This window comes from Pseudarthrobacter sp. MOO13 (assembly GCF_058267655.1).
The window spans coordinates 3,280,675-3,299,043 of the sequence record NZ_CM177848.1 but is presented as its reverse complement, the minus strand read 5'-3'; the positions used below and the strand labels follow the sequence as shown (position 1 = coordinate 3,299,043).

The window sequence follows — 18,369 nt, the reverse complement described above, 5'->3', positions numbered from 1 at the left end:
AGGGGGCCGCATTTTTATGTTCCAAAGGCTACTTCCTGGCGGAAGCCAGCATCCCTTCGACTTCCTTCTTGAAGGCGTCCGCGGCTGCCTGCGGTGTCAGGCGGTCGTACAGTACTTCATCCGTGTAGCGCTTGATGACGTTCTGGACGCTTCCCGCACCCACGGGCGGGACCGGCGGGGCGCCCTTGACGTCCGGTGCTATGTCCTTGAGGAAGCCCACCACCGTGGTGTCGGCCGGCTTGAGCGAGGGAGTAATGCCCGCGACGATCGCACTGTTGGTGGGCACACCGCGGTCCGTCATCAGGATGCCGCCGGCCTCCGGACTGTTCGTGAGGTAGTCGATGAATTCGGCCGCCTGCTGCGGGTGCTTGGACCGGGACGAAGCCGACCAGAACATGGTGGGCTTGTAGTACATCCCGTTGCCGGCCGATGCGCCGCTGATGCTCGGGGCCCGCAGCATCTTGATGCTGCTGCCCGTGGTGGACTCCAGGGAGCCCAGCTGGTTGGTCCACCACCAGGCCATGGCCACCCGGTTGGTGCCGAACAGGCTCTCCTCCAGCCCCGCGCCGGCGTCCTCGGTGGCGATGGTGGCAGGGGGACTGGCCTTGGAGTCCCGCTGGTCCTTGAGCCGTGCCCAGAAGGACGCGGCGGTGGCCGTCTCGAAACCGAGCCCGCCGTCACCCGTGTACAGGTCCTGTCCGTGCTGGCGCAGCCAGATGATCAGGTCTGCTTCGTTGCTGCCATAGGCGGCGCCGTAGCTCTTCCCGCCACCAGCGGCGCTGATCTTGGCTGCGGTGTCCGTGAAGTCTTTCCACGTCCACGTCTTGTCGTCCGGCAGCGGAATGCCTGCAGCGTCGAACACCTTGGTGTTGGCCATGATGACGTAGGCATTCTGGCCGGTGCTGAGACCATACTGGGCGCCACCATACTGGCCGGAGGCCAAGGCCTCCTTGTCCAGCTTCGAGGTGTCGATGCCGCTTTGCTTCGACAGGTCCATAAGCGCCCCGCGCCCGCCGTATTCGGCAATGTACTTCTGGTCCATCTGGATGACGTCCGGTGCATCATTGGCAGCTGTCTTCGTGGCCAGTTTGTCCCAGTAGCTGGCCCATTCGCCCGGCTCCGCCTTGATCTTGATATTCGGGTGCGATGCTTCAAACGCGGCGATGACCTTCTGGGTCTGTGCGTTCAGGTACTCGTTGCCCCACCATGCGAACCGCAGGGTCACCTGCGCGTTGTCCCCGGAACTGCCGGGAGCTCCGCAGCCTGTCGCCAGCAGGGAAAAGGCCAAGGTGGCGGCGCCGAGCTGGAAACTGCGCCGGCTGAAGACTGGACTCGTCATTGATGTTCCTTCCGGATTTTGTCGCCGCTGGGTCGATCCCACGTCGTTGCGGGTGCCCGACTCTGCGGGAAAGCGCTTTCTCACTGTGATTCTGCGATTGTTTCGTGAGCGGAAGGGTTGCGTCAAGAGTTTCAGTAAACGTTTTCTGAGCTGTTTTTCGGGCCGGCTGCCCCGGCGCTTGCGGGACCAGCACTTCGTCCGGGGTACCGCCGGGCGGCCTTTGAGCCGCTACGGCGGCGGCCCATTGTCGTTGGCTTCTGGCAGGATGGACCGGTGACGATTACTGCAGCGGCTGACGGTTCGGCCTTGGGAAACCCGGGGCCGGCCGGCTGGGCCTGGTACGTGGATGACAACTGTTGGCGGGCCGGCGGCTGGCCCCACGGCACCAATAACCAAGGGGAGCTGATGGCTGTCCTGGATCTGCTGCGGGCCACCGCGCATCTTCCGGGGGAGGACCTTCGCATCCTCTGTGACAGCCAGTACGTCATCAACTCCATTACCAAATGGATGCCCGGGTGGAAGCGCAAGGGATGGCGCAAAGCTGACGGGAAGCCGGTCCTGAACGTTGAACTGCTGAAGGAACTGGACCGCGAACTGGCAGGCCGGACGTATACCTTCGAATGGGTCAAGGGCCATGCCGGCCACAGCCTGAACGAGGCCGCCGATGAACGCGCCCGGGCCGCGGCAACCGCCTACCAGCAGGGCGTGGCCGCCCGGTCTGGTCCGGGATTTCCGGGGGCGCACCATCCGGGCGCCTCCGGGCACAGCTTTGAGGCGCAGCCTCAGGCCGGCAGTGGCCTCCAGCCGGCCACCCTCGACATCCCCGCCCCTGCGCCCGCCCGCCCGGCCGCCGCCGGCCGCCCGGAGGCAGGCCCAACCCGTGCGGACAGCCGCCCGGCAGCGGCCGGCCAAAAAGGTCCTGCAGCGGGAAACGGCAAACAGCGGGCCATGCCCCAGCCGGTATCGGCTTATGACGAGCTTGACCTGTTCAGCGAATTGGACACGGAAGCCCAGGAGGATGCGGAGGCAGCGCAGCAGGCCGGTGCGGTCGCGCCCGAGGCCCTGGTGGAGCAACTCGAACGTGAACTGCTGGGCCCGCTGGTGCGCGGCGACATTGGCCGGACAGCAGTCCTCCTCCACCCGGACTTCATGGAAATCGGCAGCTCGGGAAGGGTGTGGACCCGGGACGCCATGATGATGGCCCTCGAAGAGGACCCCGGAGAAAGGACCGACATCGAGGTTCTGGGCGCTGAGCGCATTGGCCCCGGTGCTGTCCTGCTGACGTATCGGAGCTTTGCCCGCGCCGGCACCACACTGCGAAGCTCGTTGTGGGTCCTCGACGGCGAACGGTGGCGGCTGCGGTTCCATCAAGGAACCCCGGAAGCCTGACCTGTCAGCTGAACCGCTGCGCGTTGCCCTGCTCGGCCTGGGCATACGTGGCCGCGGCGGAGGCCAGGGCCGCGTTGATGGAGGCCAGCGACGCTTCCACCCGGCCCTGGGTGATGGTCCACTCGGTGACCAGCGCCTGGAAGTTGCTGGCCGCCGCACCGCGCCACGAGCCTTGCAGCTCGTCCAGGCCACGCTTCATGGCCTGGACGTCAGCGCTGATCCTGTCCACGGTTGACTGTACGTTCGCGGACTTCAGCTGCAGTAGCTCGGTGTCGACGGAAATGATGCTCATGGCTATGCCTTTCGGTACGGCGGGAGGCGCCTCCGGCCCGGCGGTTCCGGGCTGATGAGACGAGCCTAGGAAGCCGCGCGGGGCGGAGTCATGGCCTGAGCTCTATATGTGGATAACCGAGCTGCCGCTGCCCGCGCCACGCTGGGCGGCGCCGCCCTCCGCCGCTTCCTCCGCACCCGCTGCGTCATCCGCGGGTGCTTCGTCACGGTGCGGCAGGCTGACCACCAGCGTGGCCCCGCCGCCGTCGGTCTTCTCCACCCGCACTGAACCGCCGTGCGAACCCACGATGGCGGCCACGATGGCCAGGCCCAGGCCGCTGCCGCCCGTCTCCCGGGTGCGGGACGTATCGGCACGGTAGAACCGTTCAAAAACCTTGGCCGCGTCCTCTTCCGAAATGCCGGGCCCGTGGTCCCGTACCTCGATGATGGAACGGGCCTCACCGTTAGTGCTGCGGACTCCCACGGCCAGTTCGATGGGGCTGCCGTCCGGGGTGTAGCGCAGCGCGTTGCCCACGAGGTTGCCCACCACTTGGCGCAGCTTGGCCTCGTCCCCAAGCACCGGGGCAGGCGTGGCCGGGCCGCCGTTGAGGCCGGCCAGCGAGATGGTCCTGGAGCGGTCGCTGGCCTGGGTGTCCACCACGGCGTCGTGGGCGATCAGCTGCAGGTCCACGGGCTTTTGCTGCAACGGCCGCTGCTCGTCCAGGCGGGCCAGCAGGAGCAGGTCCTCGACCATGGAACCCATGCGCTTGGCTTCGCTTTCGATCCGGCCCATCGCGGTGGCCACGTCCTCGTCCGTGGACAGGGCGCCATGGCGGTAAAGCTCGGAGAAACCGCGGATGGTCACCAGCGGTGTGCGGAGTTCATGGGAGGCGTCCGCGGCGAAGCGGCGCATCCTGGCCTCGGACGCGGTCCGGGCCGCAAATGCGGTCTCAATGTGGGCCAGCATGGCGTTCAGTGAGCTGCTCAGCCGGCCCAGCTCGGTGGCAGGATTCTCCACCTCAACGCGGCGGGAGAGGTCACCGGCGGCGATGGCTGCGGCGGTCTTCTCCACCCGTGCCAGCGGCCGGAACGCGCGCGATACTGTCCAGCTCGCGATGAGGGAGGCCAGCAGCAGCGTTAGCAGGCCCACCCCGGTGACCACCAGGGTGGCGTGCTTGAGGACGTCGTCCACGCTCGCCAGGGGCAGCCCGATGACCACCACGGCAGTTGTTTGGCCGTTTTGGACGGTCACCGCCACCACGCGCCAGCTTTGCCCGTCCGTCCCGCGGACCTGGAACGGGGCAAGTTGCCGGGCCTGGGCCTGCTCGACAGTGATGGACGAGATGTCCGGATGGTCGTCGGGGTCGCCGCCGAACGTGTACGGCTGCTCGCCGGGGGCGAAGAGCATCAGCGAATAGTCGGTGGGAATGGGGCTGGGCGCCTGCAACTGCGTGAACGAGCGCTGTTGCCGGGCAGAGTCGACGGCGGCGTTAAGTTTGTCGTCCACCTGGCCCTGGAGGTAGCTGTGCAGCAACGTGAGGGTGACGGCGCCGGTGACCGTCAGGGCCACGATGAGCAGGGCCATGATCATGGCCACCAGCTGCGATCTGAGCGAGGCCGACTTCCACCGCTTCAACAAGGTCAGCGCTTTTCAGCCGTCCGCAGCACATAGCCCACGCCGCGCTTGGTCTGGATCAGGGCCGGGGCTTCGGGATCGATGTCCACCTTCCGCCGGAGGTAGGAAATGTAGGACTCCACGATGGAGGCATCGCCGTTGAAGTTGTACTCCCACACGTGGTCCAGGATTTGGGACTTGGACAGGACCCGGTTGGGGTTGAGCATGAGGTAGCGCAGCAGCTTGAACTCGGTGGGGGAAAGTTCAATGACCGTGCCGCCGCGGCGGACCTCGTGGGCGTCGTCGTCGAGCTCAAGGTCGTCAACCCGGATGATCGCGTCGTCATCCAGCAGGGGCTGGGTCCGGCGCAGCACCGCGCGGATCCTGGCCACCACCTCATCGAGGCTGAACGGCTTGGTGACGTAGTCGTCGCCGCCAACGGTCAGGCCGGTCACCTTGTCTTCCGTGTCGTCCTTCGCTGTCAGGAAAAGGACAGGGAAGTGCTTTCCGGCGGCGCGCAGGCGGCGGGTAACGGTGAACCCGTCCATATCCGGGAGCATGACGTCCAATACGGCCAGGTCAGGCGCCTGGGTGTCCGCGGCGGCGAGCGCGTCGCGCCCGTTGGCTGCGGAGACAACTTCAAAGCCTGCGAACCGGAGGGACGTGGAGAGAAGCTCACGGATGTTGGGTTCGTCATCGACGACGAGCAGCCTGGCTTCGGGACCGTTCTTGTTCATGCTCCCATCATGCTCCCAGTCTCTGGGAGTTGTCTGGATATTCGTTGTGAGCATGATGGTGGTGCGCTTGTGTTCACCAGCCCATCGTTCCCGGCTCCCCTTTGAAGGGGCCTACGATCCGCTGGGTGATCCAGCCGCCGTAAAAGCGGCCTGGCTGCGGAAGCACGCGTTCACCGTCCACCTCGCAGTAATCCATCCTGCCCGCGTAGACGGCCACCCGGCCTGCCAGGGCCTCGAATCCGGACGACGGTTCCGGATAGGACCAGGCGGCCCCCTCGGCTTCCTCCCCGCCGCCGCGCACGGTCAGGTACTCGGCGGACCCCTTGAACTCACAAAAACTGCTGCCTGCCGCCGGTTCCAGCGAGCCAGGCACGAACGCCGACCGCGGCAGGTAGTAGGCCGGCGGATGGCTGGTCTCGAGGACGCGCAGCGACTCGGTGGTGTCGGCGATCAGTTCACCGCCCAGGAAGATCCTGATGTGTTCGGTATTGCGTTCGATCCGGGGCGGGCGGGGGTAGTCCCAGACCGATTCCTGGCCTGGCCCGGGGACGGCGGGAATGATGCGTATGCTCATACATCCAGTGTCCCCCGGATCCGTGGCGTGCGGCACACTCCGGCGGGAACCGAAATCAGGGTGAGAACGTTCAGCGCCCGATCTCTTCCGCCGTCAGGGCCTCGGGAATACAGTGTTGATTCCAGGGTTCCATCGCTCCTGACCCATGTGAAGGGATTGACCATCATGACTGATCTGAGCGCATCTGAAAACACCACATCCACGGACCGCAGCATCCGCGACTGGGCTGACCTGGCGGAGGAAATGTGGTCGTATCTCACCGGCAAGGGTGCTGCCATCAACTACCAGTTCGTGGACATGACCATCGAGGTGCCCCGCGACATTGGTCCTGACGCGCCGCGGGCCACCTGGAAGCTCAACGGCAGCCTGCGGGTCACCACCAGCGACAAGGATGCCGCCGGATCCGATCTGAACCGCGGCTGACAGACATGGCTGAGTACCGGTTGGATGTGGACCTTGACTTCTCCTTCTCGGACGAGTCCGGGGCGGTCACCCGGGGAAGCGCCAAGGCCGCCGGCACGGAGCTGACGGTATCACTCGCGGACCTGGCCCCGTTGTCGGGAGGCGGGCTCCCGTCCCTGGACGAAGTGAAGCCCCTGGCCGAGGTACTGGCCAGGAAAGGCATCAGTGTCCACATCTCCGGTCCGCAGGGCAACCTCATCAGCCTGGGAGCCGTGGAGAGTCCTGCATCGCAGCGGCTCGTCACCAGGTCCCCGCATATCAAGCTCGGGAAACTCGGAACCCTCCTGCCGCTCCTCCGGCAGGGACGGCGCCGGCCAAACGGCATTCCCCTTCTTCCGCCGGCGACGCCGTTGCCACTGCTCCCCACGGTGCGGCGGCGTATTCCCCGCCGCATCACCACCACCCACTACACGCGGGGGAGCGGCCGGCCACGGCTCATCTTTGTCCAGGACGCAACCACCTGGACCGGCCAGATCCCGCGTGAAGTGGCGTTGGCGGGCGAGGTCACCACGATCGGCAGCAGCCCGGAGTCCGATATCAGGCTTGAGGGCTTGGAGGGGCTGCACGCAGAGATCAGGCACGACGAGCAGGATGAGTATGTCCTGGTGCCGCATGGCCCCGTCAGCGGAAGCGTTGCCACCTCCGGTCCTTCCCTGCTCAGGACCGGCGCCCGGATGCAGATGGGCCAATGGTGCCTTGCGTTCTTCCGGGAAGAATTCGCAGACCACGGCCGCCCTTACGGCGGCCGCAGCGGCGGCGAACTGGCCTACGAGCGTCCGCAGTTCGATCCGCGCACTGGAACCATGGAACGCGACAGCTCCTACGGCGTGAGCTGACGGTGTGGAAGCTGCCGGACCCTATCCGGCAGCCTCCACGTCCTTGGCGTCCATGATCCGGTAGGCGTACCCCTGTTCGGCCAGGAACCGCTGGCGCTTCGCGGCGAACTCCTGGTCCAGGGTGTCGCGGGCCACCAGCGAGTAGAACCTGGCAGCCCGGCCGTCCTTTTTGGGCCGCAGCAGGCGCCCGAGCCGCTGAGCCTCCTCTTGCCGGGACCCAAAGGAGCCCGATACCTGGATGGCCACCGAGGCTTCGGGCAGGTCGATCGAGAAGTTGGCCACCTTGGACACCACCAGGGTCTGCAGCTCACCGGCGCGGAAGGCGTCAAAGAGCTTCTGGCGCACCTTCACGGAGGTGTCGCCCTTGATCACCGGTGCCTGCAGGCGCTCGCCGAGTTCGTCCAGCTGGTCGATGTACTGCCCGATCACGAGCAGCTGCTCGCCGCTGTGGCGTGCCACCAATTGCTCCACCACCTGCGTCTTGGATTCGGAGGTGGCGCACAGCCGGTACTTGTCGGCGTCATCGGCCATGGCGTAGGCAACCCGCTCGTCCTGCGGCAGGTCGACGCGAACCTCGACGCAGTCCGCCGGCGCGATGTAGCCCTGCGCCTCGATGTCCTTCCAGGGCGCGTCGTAGCGCTTGGGTCCGATCAGGCTGAAGACCTCGCCTTCGCGCCCGTCCTCCCGGACCAGGGTGGCCGTCAGCCCAAGGCGGCGGCGGGCCTGGAGGTCGGCCGTCATCCTGAAGATCGGTGCCGGCAGGAGGTGGACCTCGTCGTAGATGATCAGCCCCCAGTCGTGGCCGTCCACCAGTTCCAGGTGCGGATAGATGCCTCCGCGCTTGGTGGTGAGCACCTGGTAGGTGGCAATGGTGACCGGACGGACCTCTTTCATGGCGCCCGAGTATTCGCCCACTTCCTCTTCCGTGAGCGAGGTGCGCCTGATCAGTTCGTCCTTCCATTGCCGCGCGGCAACGGTGTTGGTGACCAGGATGAGCGTGGTGGTGGAACCTGTGGCCATGGCCGCGGCCCCCACGAGCGTCTTCCCGGCACCGCAGGGCAATACCACCACCCCGCTGCCGCCCGCCCAAAAGTTTTCGCTGGCCAGTCGTTGGTAGGGGCGCAGCTTCCAGCCGTCCTCGTGGAGCGAAATCAGGTGCGGGGTTCCGTCTACGTAGCCGGCCAGGTCCTCGGCCGGCCAGCCGATCTTCAGCAGCAGCTGCTTGAGCTGGCCGCGCTGGGATGCGTGCACCACCACGGTTTCGCCGTCGATCCGAGGCCCCAGCAGGGGCGCGATCTTCTTGGCCCTGATGACTTCCTCGAGCACGGGGTAGTCGTCGGTCCGCATTACCAGACCGTGGCGCGGGTCTTTCTCCAGGCGCAGCCGGCCGTACCGGGACATGGTTTCCGCGACGTCGACCAGCAGCGAATGGGGAACCGGAAAACGCGAGTATTTCAGCAGGGCATCCAGTACCTTTTCCGCATCCAGCCCGGCGGCGCGTGCGTTCCACAGTCCCAACGGGGTCAGCCGGTAGCTGTGCATGTGTTCGGGAGCCCGTTCCAGTTCGGCGAAGGGCGCGATGGCGTGCCGCGCTTCGGTGGCCAGCTCGTGGTCCACTTCGAGGAGGATGGTTTTGTCGCTTTGGACGATCAAGGGTCCGTCGGTCACGCGGGGAAGTCCTTTACTGCCGCAGTTCCTCGGCGGCTTCGATATCGATGATGCGGTGGACGGACAGGACCCGTTCAGTTTCCTTGGCGGGATCGAACACACGGACCCGTCCTCCGCTGACAGACAGCGGAACAACCACTTCCATGCTGGCATTCCCCAGGCTGTCCACCACGTTCATGTGGATCCGCTGCTTCAGCCGGATGGCCCGCTGCAGCGCCTCCAGCCCCAGCTGCGTGGCGGCTTCAATGCCCGCGGCAGGTCCCGGGGAGTGTCCGACGGCGTCACGCGACTGCCGCAGCAGGTGCAGCTGGGCATCCACGTCCTCCGCCGCAGGCGCCAGCCGCGGAGCGGTATAGACAGGGCGGAGGCTTTCCTGCGCGGAGGCAGCGCGGCGGAGGTGGCCGGCTGGCTCGGTGCCGTCCACCGAGGGGGACAGGCCCAGGCTGCGGAGCGCGGCGGCAACGTCGCGTTGCGGGGCGGAGGACGACACGACGGTGGGGGCAAGCCGGACCAGTCCAAGCTGCGCCGCTTTCGGGCCGGCCAGCAGTCCGGCGAGCATCGCCTCATCGTCGCTCTGGATGAAGCTCGCTGCCTGGCCCACACGCAGCCTGCCGTGCCGGGAGGCGGTGTCCTCCACCAGGTACTCCAACGGTTGCGGCACTGCGGTGGCCGAGTGCTCACGCAGGAAGCTCAGCAGGGCGGGGGCGTCGTAGCCGTCGTCGAGCGCCCGTTTGATGGACTCGGCGGAGAACCGGTAGATGGTAGCCGGGCCCTGCCCTTCGGCATCGGCCATGACCAGCAGTTTTTCCGTGAGCGCGGGGGCCAGGTAGCCCGGCGCGACGGCGGTAAGGTCCGCCTGCAGCAGCACGTGGTTCAGCGCTGCCGGGAGGTGCTCGCCAAGGATGGCAAGGGCGGCGTCGGGATTGTCTTCGGCGAAAGCGCTTCCGAGCTGGCTCAGCGCGCCGGATCCCACGAGGCCCAGCAGTTCGGCCTCTGCCAGGACGCCGCGGATCAGGGAACTGAACCGCCTTGCCATCCGCGGCTGTGACCATTCCGCCCGCTGGAGGACCGCGGCGGCATCGAGTACCGGGGCGGCCCCGTCCGGGGCGGATGCCTCGCACGTGAGTTCATGCAGGATTTCCAGGATGCGTTTACGGACCACCGGGGCATCGGGCCGCTGCGCTCCGGCGGACAGCGCGGCGATGGTGGTGCCGGACGCGGGCCGGGCAGCAGGTGTGCCGGGCGATGTACTGACCGGTTGGCCCGCCATCGAGGGGACGCGCTCGCTGGCCAGCCAGGCGTTGACCAACCACAGCCATTGTTCCTGCCTCGGCAGGAGGAGCCACTCGAGCTGGGGCGGCTGCACCCAGCACGACGAGTCGACGTCGAGGCGGATCAGGCCTGCCAGGCCACACAGTTCAAGAAGCCGCCCCACCGCGCCCTGGTCGATCCGCAGCTGTTCGGAGAGCCGGCGCATTTCGCGTACCCCCACCCCGCCGCTGCGCAAGGTGGCCAGCGGCTGGTCCCGGACGGCATGCAGCAGTTCGGAGACGAGCCTCAGGGTCTCCGAAATCGCGCTCAGGGCCGCGTTCCTTCGCAGCGCTGCGGTGGTCCGGCCGAGCTCGGGGACGGGCGGCGCAAGGGTGAAGTCGTCGATGATGGCACCGCCGCGGAGCGCCAGCCCCACGCTGTGCGGCAATTCGACGTGCGCGGCGTCGAGCGGGACCAGCAGGCCGCGGGCAAGGAGCCAGTCCACCGGGCCGACGTCGGCCGGTTCCGTCAGGACCGAGGCTTTCCGTTGCGCCTGGGGGACGGCACCCATGGCCCAGTTCCGGAACCTGGCGAGCAGCGCCGTCGTCCGTTCCGGGGCTCCGGCGAGGATGTCCCGCAGCCGCTCCGGAGATGATGTCCAGTGCTGGAGGGCCAGTGCCGCGTCCATGGGGGTCGTGGCCTCGTGGACGGCGAAGCCGCTGCGGTGCAGTTCGGCAACCAGCGGTACTGCCCGTTGGGCGAACGCCGGCTGCAGGCGCACCAGTTCCGTGTAGCTGCGGCCCAGTCCGGCCGGGTAGATTCCCACCACGTCCTTGAGGGCGCCCGCCGGGAGGTAGAAGACATGTCCGGACGCTGCAGGCGGGGAGCCGTGCGGTGGTGCGGCCGGGTGCACCAAGGCAAGTTCCTGCAAGGTGCCAAGGATCTGTTGAATGGTGGCCAGGGACGAACCCCGGACCAGTTTTTGCAGGCTTTCCGCGGACGCGCTGTGGCCGGTGTCGGTGTTGGTGCACAGATGCAGGGTTTCGAGCACCTGCATCTGGGGCCGGTTGAGCCGTTCAAGGGCCCGTTGGACGCTGACCCGGGAGCTCGCCCGCGCTGCGAGTGCCGCGAAATCCGGCACCGAGGGGGAGATCAGGTCCGGCCGCGCGGCGAACAGTGCCCGCAACGAATCGTCGCTGCGTGCCTCCAGGTCCTTGCCGAGCGCACGAATGAGGGACATCAGTCCAACGTTACCGCGGCTCCCGCCTTCCCGCCCGCCGCCGGGCGGCCACGCCATCGAGGACCAGCAGGAGCATCAGGATGAAGGCCACCGGGAGGCCGTACAGCGCTGAGTACGTGACCCAGGTGGGAGCGACGGACCCCGCGAAGGCAAGCGCCATGACCGTTCCCACCGCTACCAGGGAAAGCAGGGCAATAACAGCTGCAAGCACCATCAGGGGCCGGCGGAAACGCAAGGGTGTCATGGAGGTAACGCTACAGCGGCGTCCGGCGTGCCGCTAAAGCCCCGGGCTTGCGCCCGGGGCGGAACAGTACGGCCGGAAGCATGATTAGGGCATGCGGCAGGATAACCTTGAAGCATACAGACCAACACGGTTTGCAGGGCCATACCTTGAACCCGCACAACAATGCGGACGCGGTGGCACCTGGCCGTGTCTCATGACAGCAGAACGAAGAAGGTTGATTACGTGCCTACCGGCAAGGTCAAGTGGTATGACAAGGACAAGGGCTTTGGATTCCTCGCGGGCGAGGACGGCCAGGAGGTCTTCCTGCCCAAGTCGTCGTTGCCCGAGGGTGTAACGGAGCTCAAAGCCGGCACCCGCGTGGAGTTTGGCGTCGCGGACGGCCGCAAGGGCGCCCAGGCACTGGGCCTGCGGGTGCTGGACAAGACCCCGTCCATTGCCAAAGCAAAGCGTCCCAGCGCCAAGGACCTCGCGCCGCTGGTCCAGGACCTGGTGACCGTCCTGGACAACCTGTCCGGGACGCTGTCCAAGGGCAAGTACCCGGACGGCAACAAGGGCAAGGCAATCGCGGCCGCCCTGCGCAAGGTTGCCGACGAGCTGGACGTCTAGGCGCCGATGAACCCCCAAGCTGAACAACCGGGCGTGGCTCCACAGGAGCAAGCTGCCAAGGCTGCGCCAAAGCGCAAGGCCGGGGTTCCGGTATGGCGGACGGGCAAGCCTGACGCGTTCCTGGCAGCAGCCGTCGATGTTGCACGGGCCGCGGTTGAGGGCATCACGCCCGCTGCCACCATCGGGCCGCACCTTGGTGCCAAAAGCGAGGGCGACCGGCTGGTCACGCACTTGTTCGAGTCCCGGCTGGCCGGCTACGGCGGCTGGAAGTGGTACGCGGTGCTGACCCGCAACTCCCGCTCCAAGGTGGTTACCGTCGATGAGCTGGGCCTGTTGCCGTCCGAAGAATCGATCCTCGCCCCGGAGTGGGTGCCGTGGGCCGAACGCGTGCGCCCCGAGGACGAGCAGCAGCAGGATCCCGAACAAGCCCGCCAGGAAGAGCCGTCCGCAACGGAGCAGGCGCCCGGGGATGAAGAGGCTGCCGACGACGACGCGGAGCCTGCCGCCGGCGCCGCGGAGCCAAAAGACTAGGCGAGAATTTTCCGCCACACGCGAAAGGCGCCGTCCGGGGGTTATCCCGGGCGGCGCCTTTCGCGTGTGCCTGGACTACTTGCGGAGCTCGCCCACTACATAGTCGATGCTGGACAGCAGTGCCGAGACGTCGTTGGGCTCGATGGCGACGAAGGTGGCGATGCGCAGCTGGTTGCGGCCCAGCTTCCGGTAGGGCTCGGTGTCCACGATGCCGTTGGCGCGCAGGACCTTCGCCACCGTTGCCGCGTCCACCGACTCGTCAAAGTCGATGGTGGCGATGACGTTGGAGCGCTCCTCCGGGTTGGCCACAAACGGGGTGGCGAACTCCGAGGCGTCAGCCCAACTGTAGATGCGGCCGGCGGAATCGGCGGTGCGGGCAGAGGCGAAGTCCAGGCCGCCGTTGGCGTTCAGCCACTGGACCTGGGCGTCAAGGGTTACCAGGGTGGACAGCGACGGGGTGTTGTACGTCTGGTTCAGCCGTGAATTGTCGATGGCGGTCTGGAGGTCCAGGAAGTCCGGGATCCAGCGGCCGCTTGCCTTGATGGCGGCAGCGCGCTCCAGGGCGGCGGGGGAGAAGAGGCCGAGCCAAAGGCCACCGTCGGAAGCGAAATTCTTTTGCGGGGCGAAGTAGTAAACGTCGCTTTCGGCAATGTCGACGTCCAGGCCGCCGGCAGCGGAGGTTGCGTCCACCAGGACCAGGGCGTCCTTGTCGGCGCCCGGCACCCGCTTGACCGGGGCGGCGACGCCCGTGGAGGTCTCATTCTGTGGCCACGCGTAGACGTCCACGCCCGCCTCCGCCTGCGCTGCAGGACGGGTGCCCGGCTCAGACTTAATGATCGAGGACGCTTCCAGGAACGGCGCCTTGTTGGTGGCGGAGGCAAACTTGGAGCCAAACTCCCCGAAGGACAGGTGCTGCGCCTTCTTGGACACGAGGCCGAAGCTCGCGATGTCCCAGAACGCGGTGGAGCCGCCCACGCCGAGGACCACCTCGTAGCCCTCGGGAGCACGGAAGAACTGGCTGAGTCCTTCGCGTACGGAGCCCACCAGGTTCTTGACCGGAGCCTGCCGGTGGGATGTGCCGAGGATAGTCTTCGACGCAGCGGACAGGGCATCGATCTGTTCCGGCCGGACCTTTGAGGGGCCGGCCCCGAAGCGCCCGTCCTGGGGCAGGAGGTTGGCGGGAATCGTGATGCTGGTGTCGCTCACAGGTGCTCCATTCGGCGGGGACGAAAGCTGTGGTCCGGGTGGTGGGTGGCCGGGAGCCGGCCATGGCTGCAGTGCAAACCTTCCCCAATTCTGCCTGAAGCGCGCAGGGTGGCGGGAGCGGGCGGCGCCAATGTCCAGCCAATGAGACGCCGCAGGCGGCAGGCCCTATTCGGACTAAATCAAAATAGGCTAAACTCTTCCCCGGACTACGTCGCGGGAAGAGGCGATACGGTGGGACAACGCAAGGTACTGCGCTCGAGGAGCTGAGCTGGATGACGGATCTGATCGACACTACGGAGATGTACCTCAGGACCATCCTGGAGCTTGAGGAAGAGAACATCGTTGCCCTCCGGGCCCGTATCGCCGAACGCCTGCGCCACTCGGGGCCTACCGTTTCCCAGACCATCGGCCGGATGGAGCGCGATGGCCTGGTCGTCGTCTCCGGTGACAGGCACCTGGAACTGACCGACACCGGCCGCAAGCGTGCCACTGAGGTCATGCGGAAGCACCGGCTGGCCGAGCGCCTGCTGGCCGACGTGATCGGATTGGACTGGGCCTATGTCCATGACGAAGCCTGCCGCTGGGAACACGTTATGAGCGAACGGGTGGAGCGGCGCATCTACGAGATGCTGGACCACCCCACGGAGTCGCCCTACGGAAATCCCATCCCCGGCCTTGCCGCCCTGGGCGGACAGCCCGGACCCGGGTTCGGCGACGGCGCCATCAGCCTGGTGGAGGCAATGAAGGCCTACGGGCCTGAATCGGCAGTGACCATCAGCCGGCTGGCGGAACCGATCCAGGTGGAGCCGGAACTGCTGACCCAGCTCGACGAGGGCGGTATCCGGCCCGGCGCGTCTGTCTCCCTGGAACGCGTCGGTGACTACATTTCGGTACGGGTGGCGGGAATCGAGGGCGCGCTGGAGCTGCCTCCCGAGGTGGCGGCACACGTTTTCGTCGCCGTGAACCAGGCCTGACGCCGCGTTTCCATACCCCACCCGGGGGATTCCACGCAAAGATAACGGAATTGTTACCTAGGGTCTTAAGCCCCTATAGTGGAACCCAGCGTTGATACTTAAGCGTTACCTGATCCGGAGCCGAGCTCTGCCAGCGGGCCAGGTGTACGAGTCGTTACTGGCAGAGGCGGGGGAACCACAACCGGCAGCGGGGGACTGCCTTGGGGTGAAGTCCGTCAGCAGCAAGCCTCTCCAGTGAAGGATTCTTCCGGGAATACCCCTGTGTAGAAGTTTGCCCATGACGGACCGGGTCTTTGATCTCTCTGACCCGAATCCGACAGCTAACTCCGCAGGCTATTCCAGAGAGGAACCCTTCTTGACCATGCAGACCTCCCGGGGCCGCCGTCGCGCGGCGGGCCCCCCTGAGGCAGCCCGGGTTGTCGAAGTAGCCGCCGCGGAGCGCCCCCGCGACCCGCAACGGGATGCACGCCGCCGCCGGGGTCCGTTCCGGCAAATCACCGACTTTGCCGCGGCCAGCGGCATCGGCCAAAAGGCCGGCATCGCCCTCGCCGCCACCGGCCTGGTGCTCACGGTGACCATGCCCGCCACCAGCCCCGTTATGGCGACGGATGCGGCCGGAATCGCGCCCCAGGCCGCCTCCGCAGTCAGCCCCCAGCCCCAGATTTCCGCGGATGTAGGCGCCCAGATCGACTTCAGCCGCTCAGCCGTCGTAACGCAGGCGGACCCCGACGGGAAGCTGAAGCAACTGCTGAGCGCCCAGTCGGCCGGATCAGTAACGCGTGCGGCTTCCGCCGGGACCCTGGCCGCGCCGCTGGCATCCCTCGTGACCGCGTCGCCCTTCGGCTACCGGGTCAGCCCAATCACCGGCGGCACCGGAGATTTCCACCGCGGACAGGACTTTGTGGCACAGTGCGGGACGTCCGTCCTGGCAGCCGCAACAGGAACCGTGACCTTCGCCGGCTGGCACCAGTTCGGCGGTGGAAACCGGGTGGTGATCGACCATGGCAACGGCCTGGAGACCACGTACAACCACCTCTCGTCCTTCAACGTCAAGGTGGGCCAAACGGTCTCCCGCGGCGAAGTCGTGGCGTTGAGCGGGACCACCGGGGCGTCCACCGGCTGCCACCTGCACTTCGAAGTTCAGGTCAACGGCGAAGTGGTCGATCCGATGGGCTGGCTGTAACCGTTTGATTGCGCACTCCCAGATCGCCGTGACCCGCCGTGACCTGAATGTGACATTGAAGCAAAACTGCTGTACCGTCTAACTCGCGTCAACTTTTCCGAAGTTGACGCTCTTGAGTGGATTGCCTAACTCTGCCACCGCTCAAGGTCCGTTCGCATTTCATCGTCTGGCAGGGGCGGGGGAACCAATTTTGGCCTTCTGCGTTCTGGAAGGCCTTGGGGTTAAGTCATGAGCTTCCCAGGAAGCGAAGTGGCCGGGTGACTCCCATCCGAATCCGACAGCTCACCTCGCAGGCATTGGGAGAGGCTACCTTCGTGTCTTCACGCCATAATTCTGCGCGCCACCGTGCGCAAACGGTTCGCGCCAACCCCTTGGACGCCATGTCCAAGGCCGTAAGCGCCAATGTCGGGACCGTGGGCCGCCAGGCTGCCGTTGTGGCAGCGGCTTCAGGCCTCATCCTGAGCATGGGCCTGCCGGCCAACGCCGCGGACACCACTGCCGGCATCTCGGCCTCCACGGAGTCCGGTTCCGCGCAGACCGCCCTTGCTGTCACCGCGGCCCCCACGGCCACCGTTTCCTTCGAGCGTCCGGCGGTCAAGACCACCGCCGCCCCGAAGGTGGAAACCGTGCGCACCCAGTCCACCGCGTCCGCGGACCGCACCGCCACCACTGCCGGCCAGGAGGCGTCCAAGGCCGGACAGGCAGTGGAAGCCGTTTCGTCCGCAGCCACCTCGGGTATCGCCGCGATCGCCTACACCGGCATCGGCCACCCCTACGTCTGGGGCGGCACCACCCCCAACGGCTGGGACTGCTCTGGCTTCGTTCAGTGGGTCTACGCGCAGGCTGGAATCAGCATTCCCCGCACGAACGCGTGGAGCATCATGACCCCCACCTCCACCCCCCAGCCGGGCGACCTCGTGGTCCAGAACGGCGGCGCACACGTCGGCATCTACGTCGGCAACGGCATGATGATCAGCGCGCTCAACCCGTCGCAGGGAACCATGCTCCACTCTCCCGCAGCCACCGGTACTTCCACGTACTACCACCTGAACAAGTAGTTCTTGGGCTCCACGCTCCAAGGGCTATTTCTTTGCCCAAAGCTTTTTCGCTAGAAACCAACATCCCCGTTCGGGACGCGCCGGCGTACCCCCAAGATGCCGGCGCATCCAACCCCCTCGGACAGGCCACCGCGGTCCAGAGGAAAACGAAAGAGAGAACTGATGACGACTCGTGCTACCGCACGGCACCGCGCCGAGGTCACCAAAACCAACTCGATCGCGATCATTGCCAAGGCTGTCAGCGACAACGCCGGCGGCATGGGCCGCCAGGCTGCAGTAATCGCTGCAGCTTCCGGCCTGGTCCTGACCAGCGGCATCGCAGCCAACGCAGCCGACACCAACGTCAAGCGCGACTCGGCTCCGGCATCCGCCATGGAAGTTGAATCCGCCGTCGACGCTCCGATCTCAGCGGCTTCCACCATTGCCATCAGCTTCGAAAAGCCGGCAGTTACCACCACTCCGGCACCGGCTCCCGAGCCCGAGGTTGCGGTGCAGGAAGCCGCTCCCGCTCCCGTTGCCCAGGCCGTTGCCGCTCCCAAGGTGACTGCCAAGGTTGCAACTGCCGATGCCACGGCTGCCCCCGCCGCCCAGGTTTCCGCCAGCGGAAAGGGTGCTGCCATCCTGTCCGCTGCCTACGCCCAGCTTGGCGTACACCAGGACTGCACCATGCTGGTGACCAACGCACTGGCTGCCGTCGGCATCCACTTCCACGACTGGCCCGCCGGTTACCTGTCATTGGGTGACAGGGTGTCCGCATCCCAGGCCCAGCCCGGCGACCTCATCTACTACGCCGACGGTGGCGGAGGAATGGCCCACATCGCCGTCTACGCCGGAAACGGGATGGCCGTCCACGGCGGCTTCAACGGCAACGACACCGTTGTGTTCAGCGCCAACGTTGGCTCCGGACCGGTCTTCATCCACGTTCGGTAACCACTGCCGCCCGCCGCACGCGGCGCCGCATAAGATGTGCCCGGAAGGACCCCTGCCCTTGAGGCGGGGGTCTTTTCCCGTTTAACTCCCGCCATTCTGCGTGCATCCCGGCTCCCGCCACCGGGGTGGGGATCCGGCCTCCGCGTATACCGATTACCTGATATTGCAATTCTCTGTTTACTCTTGTGATGTCGATCCATAGCCCGGACATGCCGAGGGCAGCCGGCCCTCGTGCCCCTGACGGGTGCGGCCGTGA

General features: G+C 66.5%; 18 protein-coding genes and 2 riboswitches. Of the genes, 9 read left to right on the top strand and 9 right to left on the bottom strand.

What is annotated here, in order from left to right; all coding sequences use genetic code 11:
- Positions 1–28: 28 nt before the first annotated feature.
- Complete coding sequence (locus tag AC4EEO_RS15055) at positions 29–1,339, bottom strand: ABC transporter substrate-binding protein (RefSeq protein WP_491339192.1); 1,311 nt, start codon at positions 1,337–1,339, stop codon at positions 29–31.
- Positions 1,340–1,612: 273 nt separating this feature from the next.
- On the opposite strand from AC4EEO_RS15055, the gene AC4EEO_RS15050 reads away from it, so the two are divergent.
- Positions 1,613–2,728, top strand: a complete 1,116-nt coding sequence (locus AC4EEO_RS15050) for a ribonuclease HI family protein (protein ID WP_133832527.1) — start codon at positions 1,613–1,615, stop codon at positions 2,726–2,728.
- A 4-nt stretch (positions 2,729–2,732) separates the two neighbouring features.
- On the opposite strand, the gene AC4EEO_RS15045 is transcribed toward AC4EEO_RS15050, so the two are convergent.
- From AC4EEO_RS15045 to AC4EEO_RS15030, 4 genes are all read right to left on the bottom strand, one after another.
- Positions 2,733–3,020, bottom strand: coding sequence for a WXG100 family type VII secretion target (locus AC4EEO_RS15045; protein WP_018762139.1), 288 nt, complete (start codon positions 3,018–3,020; stop codon positions 2,733–2,735).
- Positions 3,021–3,122: 102 nt separating this feature from the next.
- Positions 3,123–4,637 carry a sensor histidine kinase gene (locus AC4EEO_RS15040; RefSeq protein ID WP_026264691.1) on the bottom strand — a complete coding sequence of 505 codons (1,515 nt, stop codon included), beginning with the start codon at positions 4,635–4,637 and terminating at the stop codon, positions 3,123–3,125.
- A 2-nt stretch (positions 4,638–4,639) separates the two neighbouring features.
- Complete coding sequence (locus AC4EEO_RS15035) at positions 4,640–5,350, bottom strand: response regulator transcription factor (protein ID WP_018762141.1); 711 nt, start codon at positions 5,348–5,350, stop codon at positions 4,640–4,642.
- Between the two features lie 73 nt (positions 5,351–5,423).
- A complete protein-coding gene (locus tag AC4EEO_RS15030) occupies positions 5,424–5,924 on the bottom strand; it encodes a DUF427 domain-containing protein (protein WP_491339191.1) in 501 nt (166 codons plus the stop codon).
- A 165-nt stretch (positions 5,925–6,089) separates the two neighbouring features.
- On the opposite strand from AC4EEO_RS15030, the gene AC4EEO_RS15025 reads away from it, so the two are divergent.
- A complete protein-coding gene (locus AC4EEO_RS15025; protein WP_026264693.1) occupies positions 6,090–6,347 on the top strand; it encodes a hypothetical protein in 258 nt (85 codons plus the stop codon).
- Positions 6,348–6,352: 5 nt separating this feature from the next.
- Positions 6,353–7,222, top strand: coding sequence for an FHA domain-containing protein (locus AC4EEO_RS15020; protein WP_109863863.1), 870 nt, complete (start codon positions 6,353–6,355; stop codon positions 7,220–7,222).
- Between the two features lie 21 nt (positions 7,223–7,243).
- Here AC4EEO_RS15020 and AC4EEO_RS15015 read toward each other — a convergent pair whose 3' ends face one another.
- The 3 genes from AC4EEO_RS15015 to AC4EEO_RS15005 are packed head-to-tail and all read right to left on the bottom strand — an operon-like array spanning position 7,244 to position 11,625.
- Positions 7,244–8,890, bottom strand: a complete 1,647-nt coding sequence (locus AC4EEO_RS15015) for a DNA repair helicase XPB (protein ID WP_018762145.1) — start codon at positions 8,888–8,890, stop codon at positions 7,244–7,246.
- A 13-nt stretch (positions 8,891–8,903) separates the two neighbouring features.
- A complete protein-coding gene (locus tag AC4EEO_RS15010; RefSeq protein ID WP_491339190.1) occupies positions 8,904–11,381 on the bottom strand; it encodes a helicase-associated domain-containing protein in 2,478 nt (825 codons plus the stop codon).
- 10 nt (positions 11,382–11,391) lie between these two features.
- Positions 11,392–11,625: a hypothetical protein gene (locus tag AC4EEO_RS15005; protein ID WP_026264694.1), complete on the bottom strand. Its 234-nt coding sequence runs from the start codon at positions 11,623–11,625 to the stop codon at positions 11,392–11,394.
- A gap of 222 nt (positions 11,626–11,847) precedes the next feature.
- Between AC4EEO_RS15005 and AC4EEO_RS15000 the strand changes: the two genes are divergently transcribed.
- A complete protein-coding gene (locus tag AC4EEO_RS15000; protein ID WP_018762148.1) occupies positions 11,848–12,231 on the top strand; it encodes a cold-shock protein in 384 nt (127 codons plus the stop codon).
- Positions 12,232–12,237: 6 nt separating this feature from the next.
- Positions 12,238–12,762: a DUF3027 domain-containing protein gene (locus tag AC4EEO_RS14995; RefSeq protein ID WP_491339189.1), complete on the top strand. Its 525-nt coding sequence runs from the start codon at positions 12,238–12,240 to the stop codon at positions 12,760–12,762.
- A 75-nt stretch (positions 12,763–12,837) separates the two neighbouring features.
- On the opposite strand, the gene serC is transcribed toward AC4EEO_RS14995, so the two are convergent.
- Positions 12,838–13,968 carry a phosphoserine transaminase gene (gene serC / locus AC4EEO_RS14990; protein WP_491339188.1) on the bottom strand — a complete coding sequence of 377 codons (1,131 nt, stop codon included), beginning with the start codon at positions 13,966–13,968 and terminating at the stop codon, positions 12,838–12,840.
- A gap of 272 nt (positions 13,969–14,240) precedes the next feature.
- On the opposite strand from serC, the gene AC4EEO_RS14985 reads away from it, so the two are divergent.
- The 4 genes from AC4EEO_RS14985 (at position 14,241) to AC4EEO_RS14970 (ending at position 18,113) form a co-directional block, all read left to right on the top strand.
- The gene (locus AC4EEO_RS14985) at positions 14,241–14,942 is read left to right on the top strand and encodes an iron-dependent transcriptional repressor DtxR (protein WP_018762151.1); all 702 of its coding nucleotides are present in this window, start codon (positions 14,241–14,243) and stop codon (positions 14,940–14,942) included.
- 118 nt (positions 14,943–15,060) lie between these two features.
- A riboswitch (cyclic di-AMP (ydaO/yuaA leader) is annotated at positions 15,061–15,291 on the top strand.
- A gap of 12 nt (positions 15,292–15,303) precedes the next feature.
- Positions 15,304–16,125 carry a M23 family metallopeptidase gene (locus tag AC4EEO_RS14980; RefSeq protein WP_491340433.1) on the top strand — a complete coding sequence of 274 codons (822 nt, stop codon included), beginning with the start codon at positions 15,304–15,306 and terminating at the stop codon, positions 16,123–16,125.
- 128 nt (positions 16,126–16,253) lie between these two features.
- A riboswitch (cyclic di-AMP (ydaO/yuaA leader) is annotated at positions 16,254–16,435 on the top strand.
- 70 nt (positions 16,436–16,505) lie between these two features.
- Positions 16,506–17,183, top strand: coding sequence for a C40 family peptidase (locus AC4EEO_RS14975; RefSeq protein WP_491340432.1), 678 nt, complete (start codon positions 16,506–16,508; stop codon positions 17,181–17,183).
- A gap of 162 nt (positions 17,184–17,345) precedes the next feature.
- Positions 17,346–18,113 (top strand): NlpC/P60 family protein, encoded by a 768-nt coding sequence (locus AC4EEO_RS14970; protein WP_018762154.1) that lies wholly within the window; start codon positions 17,346–17,348, stop codon positions 18,111–18,113.
- Positions 18,114–18,369: the final 256 nt, after the last annotated feature.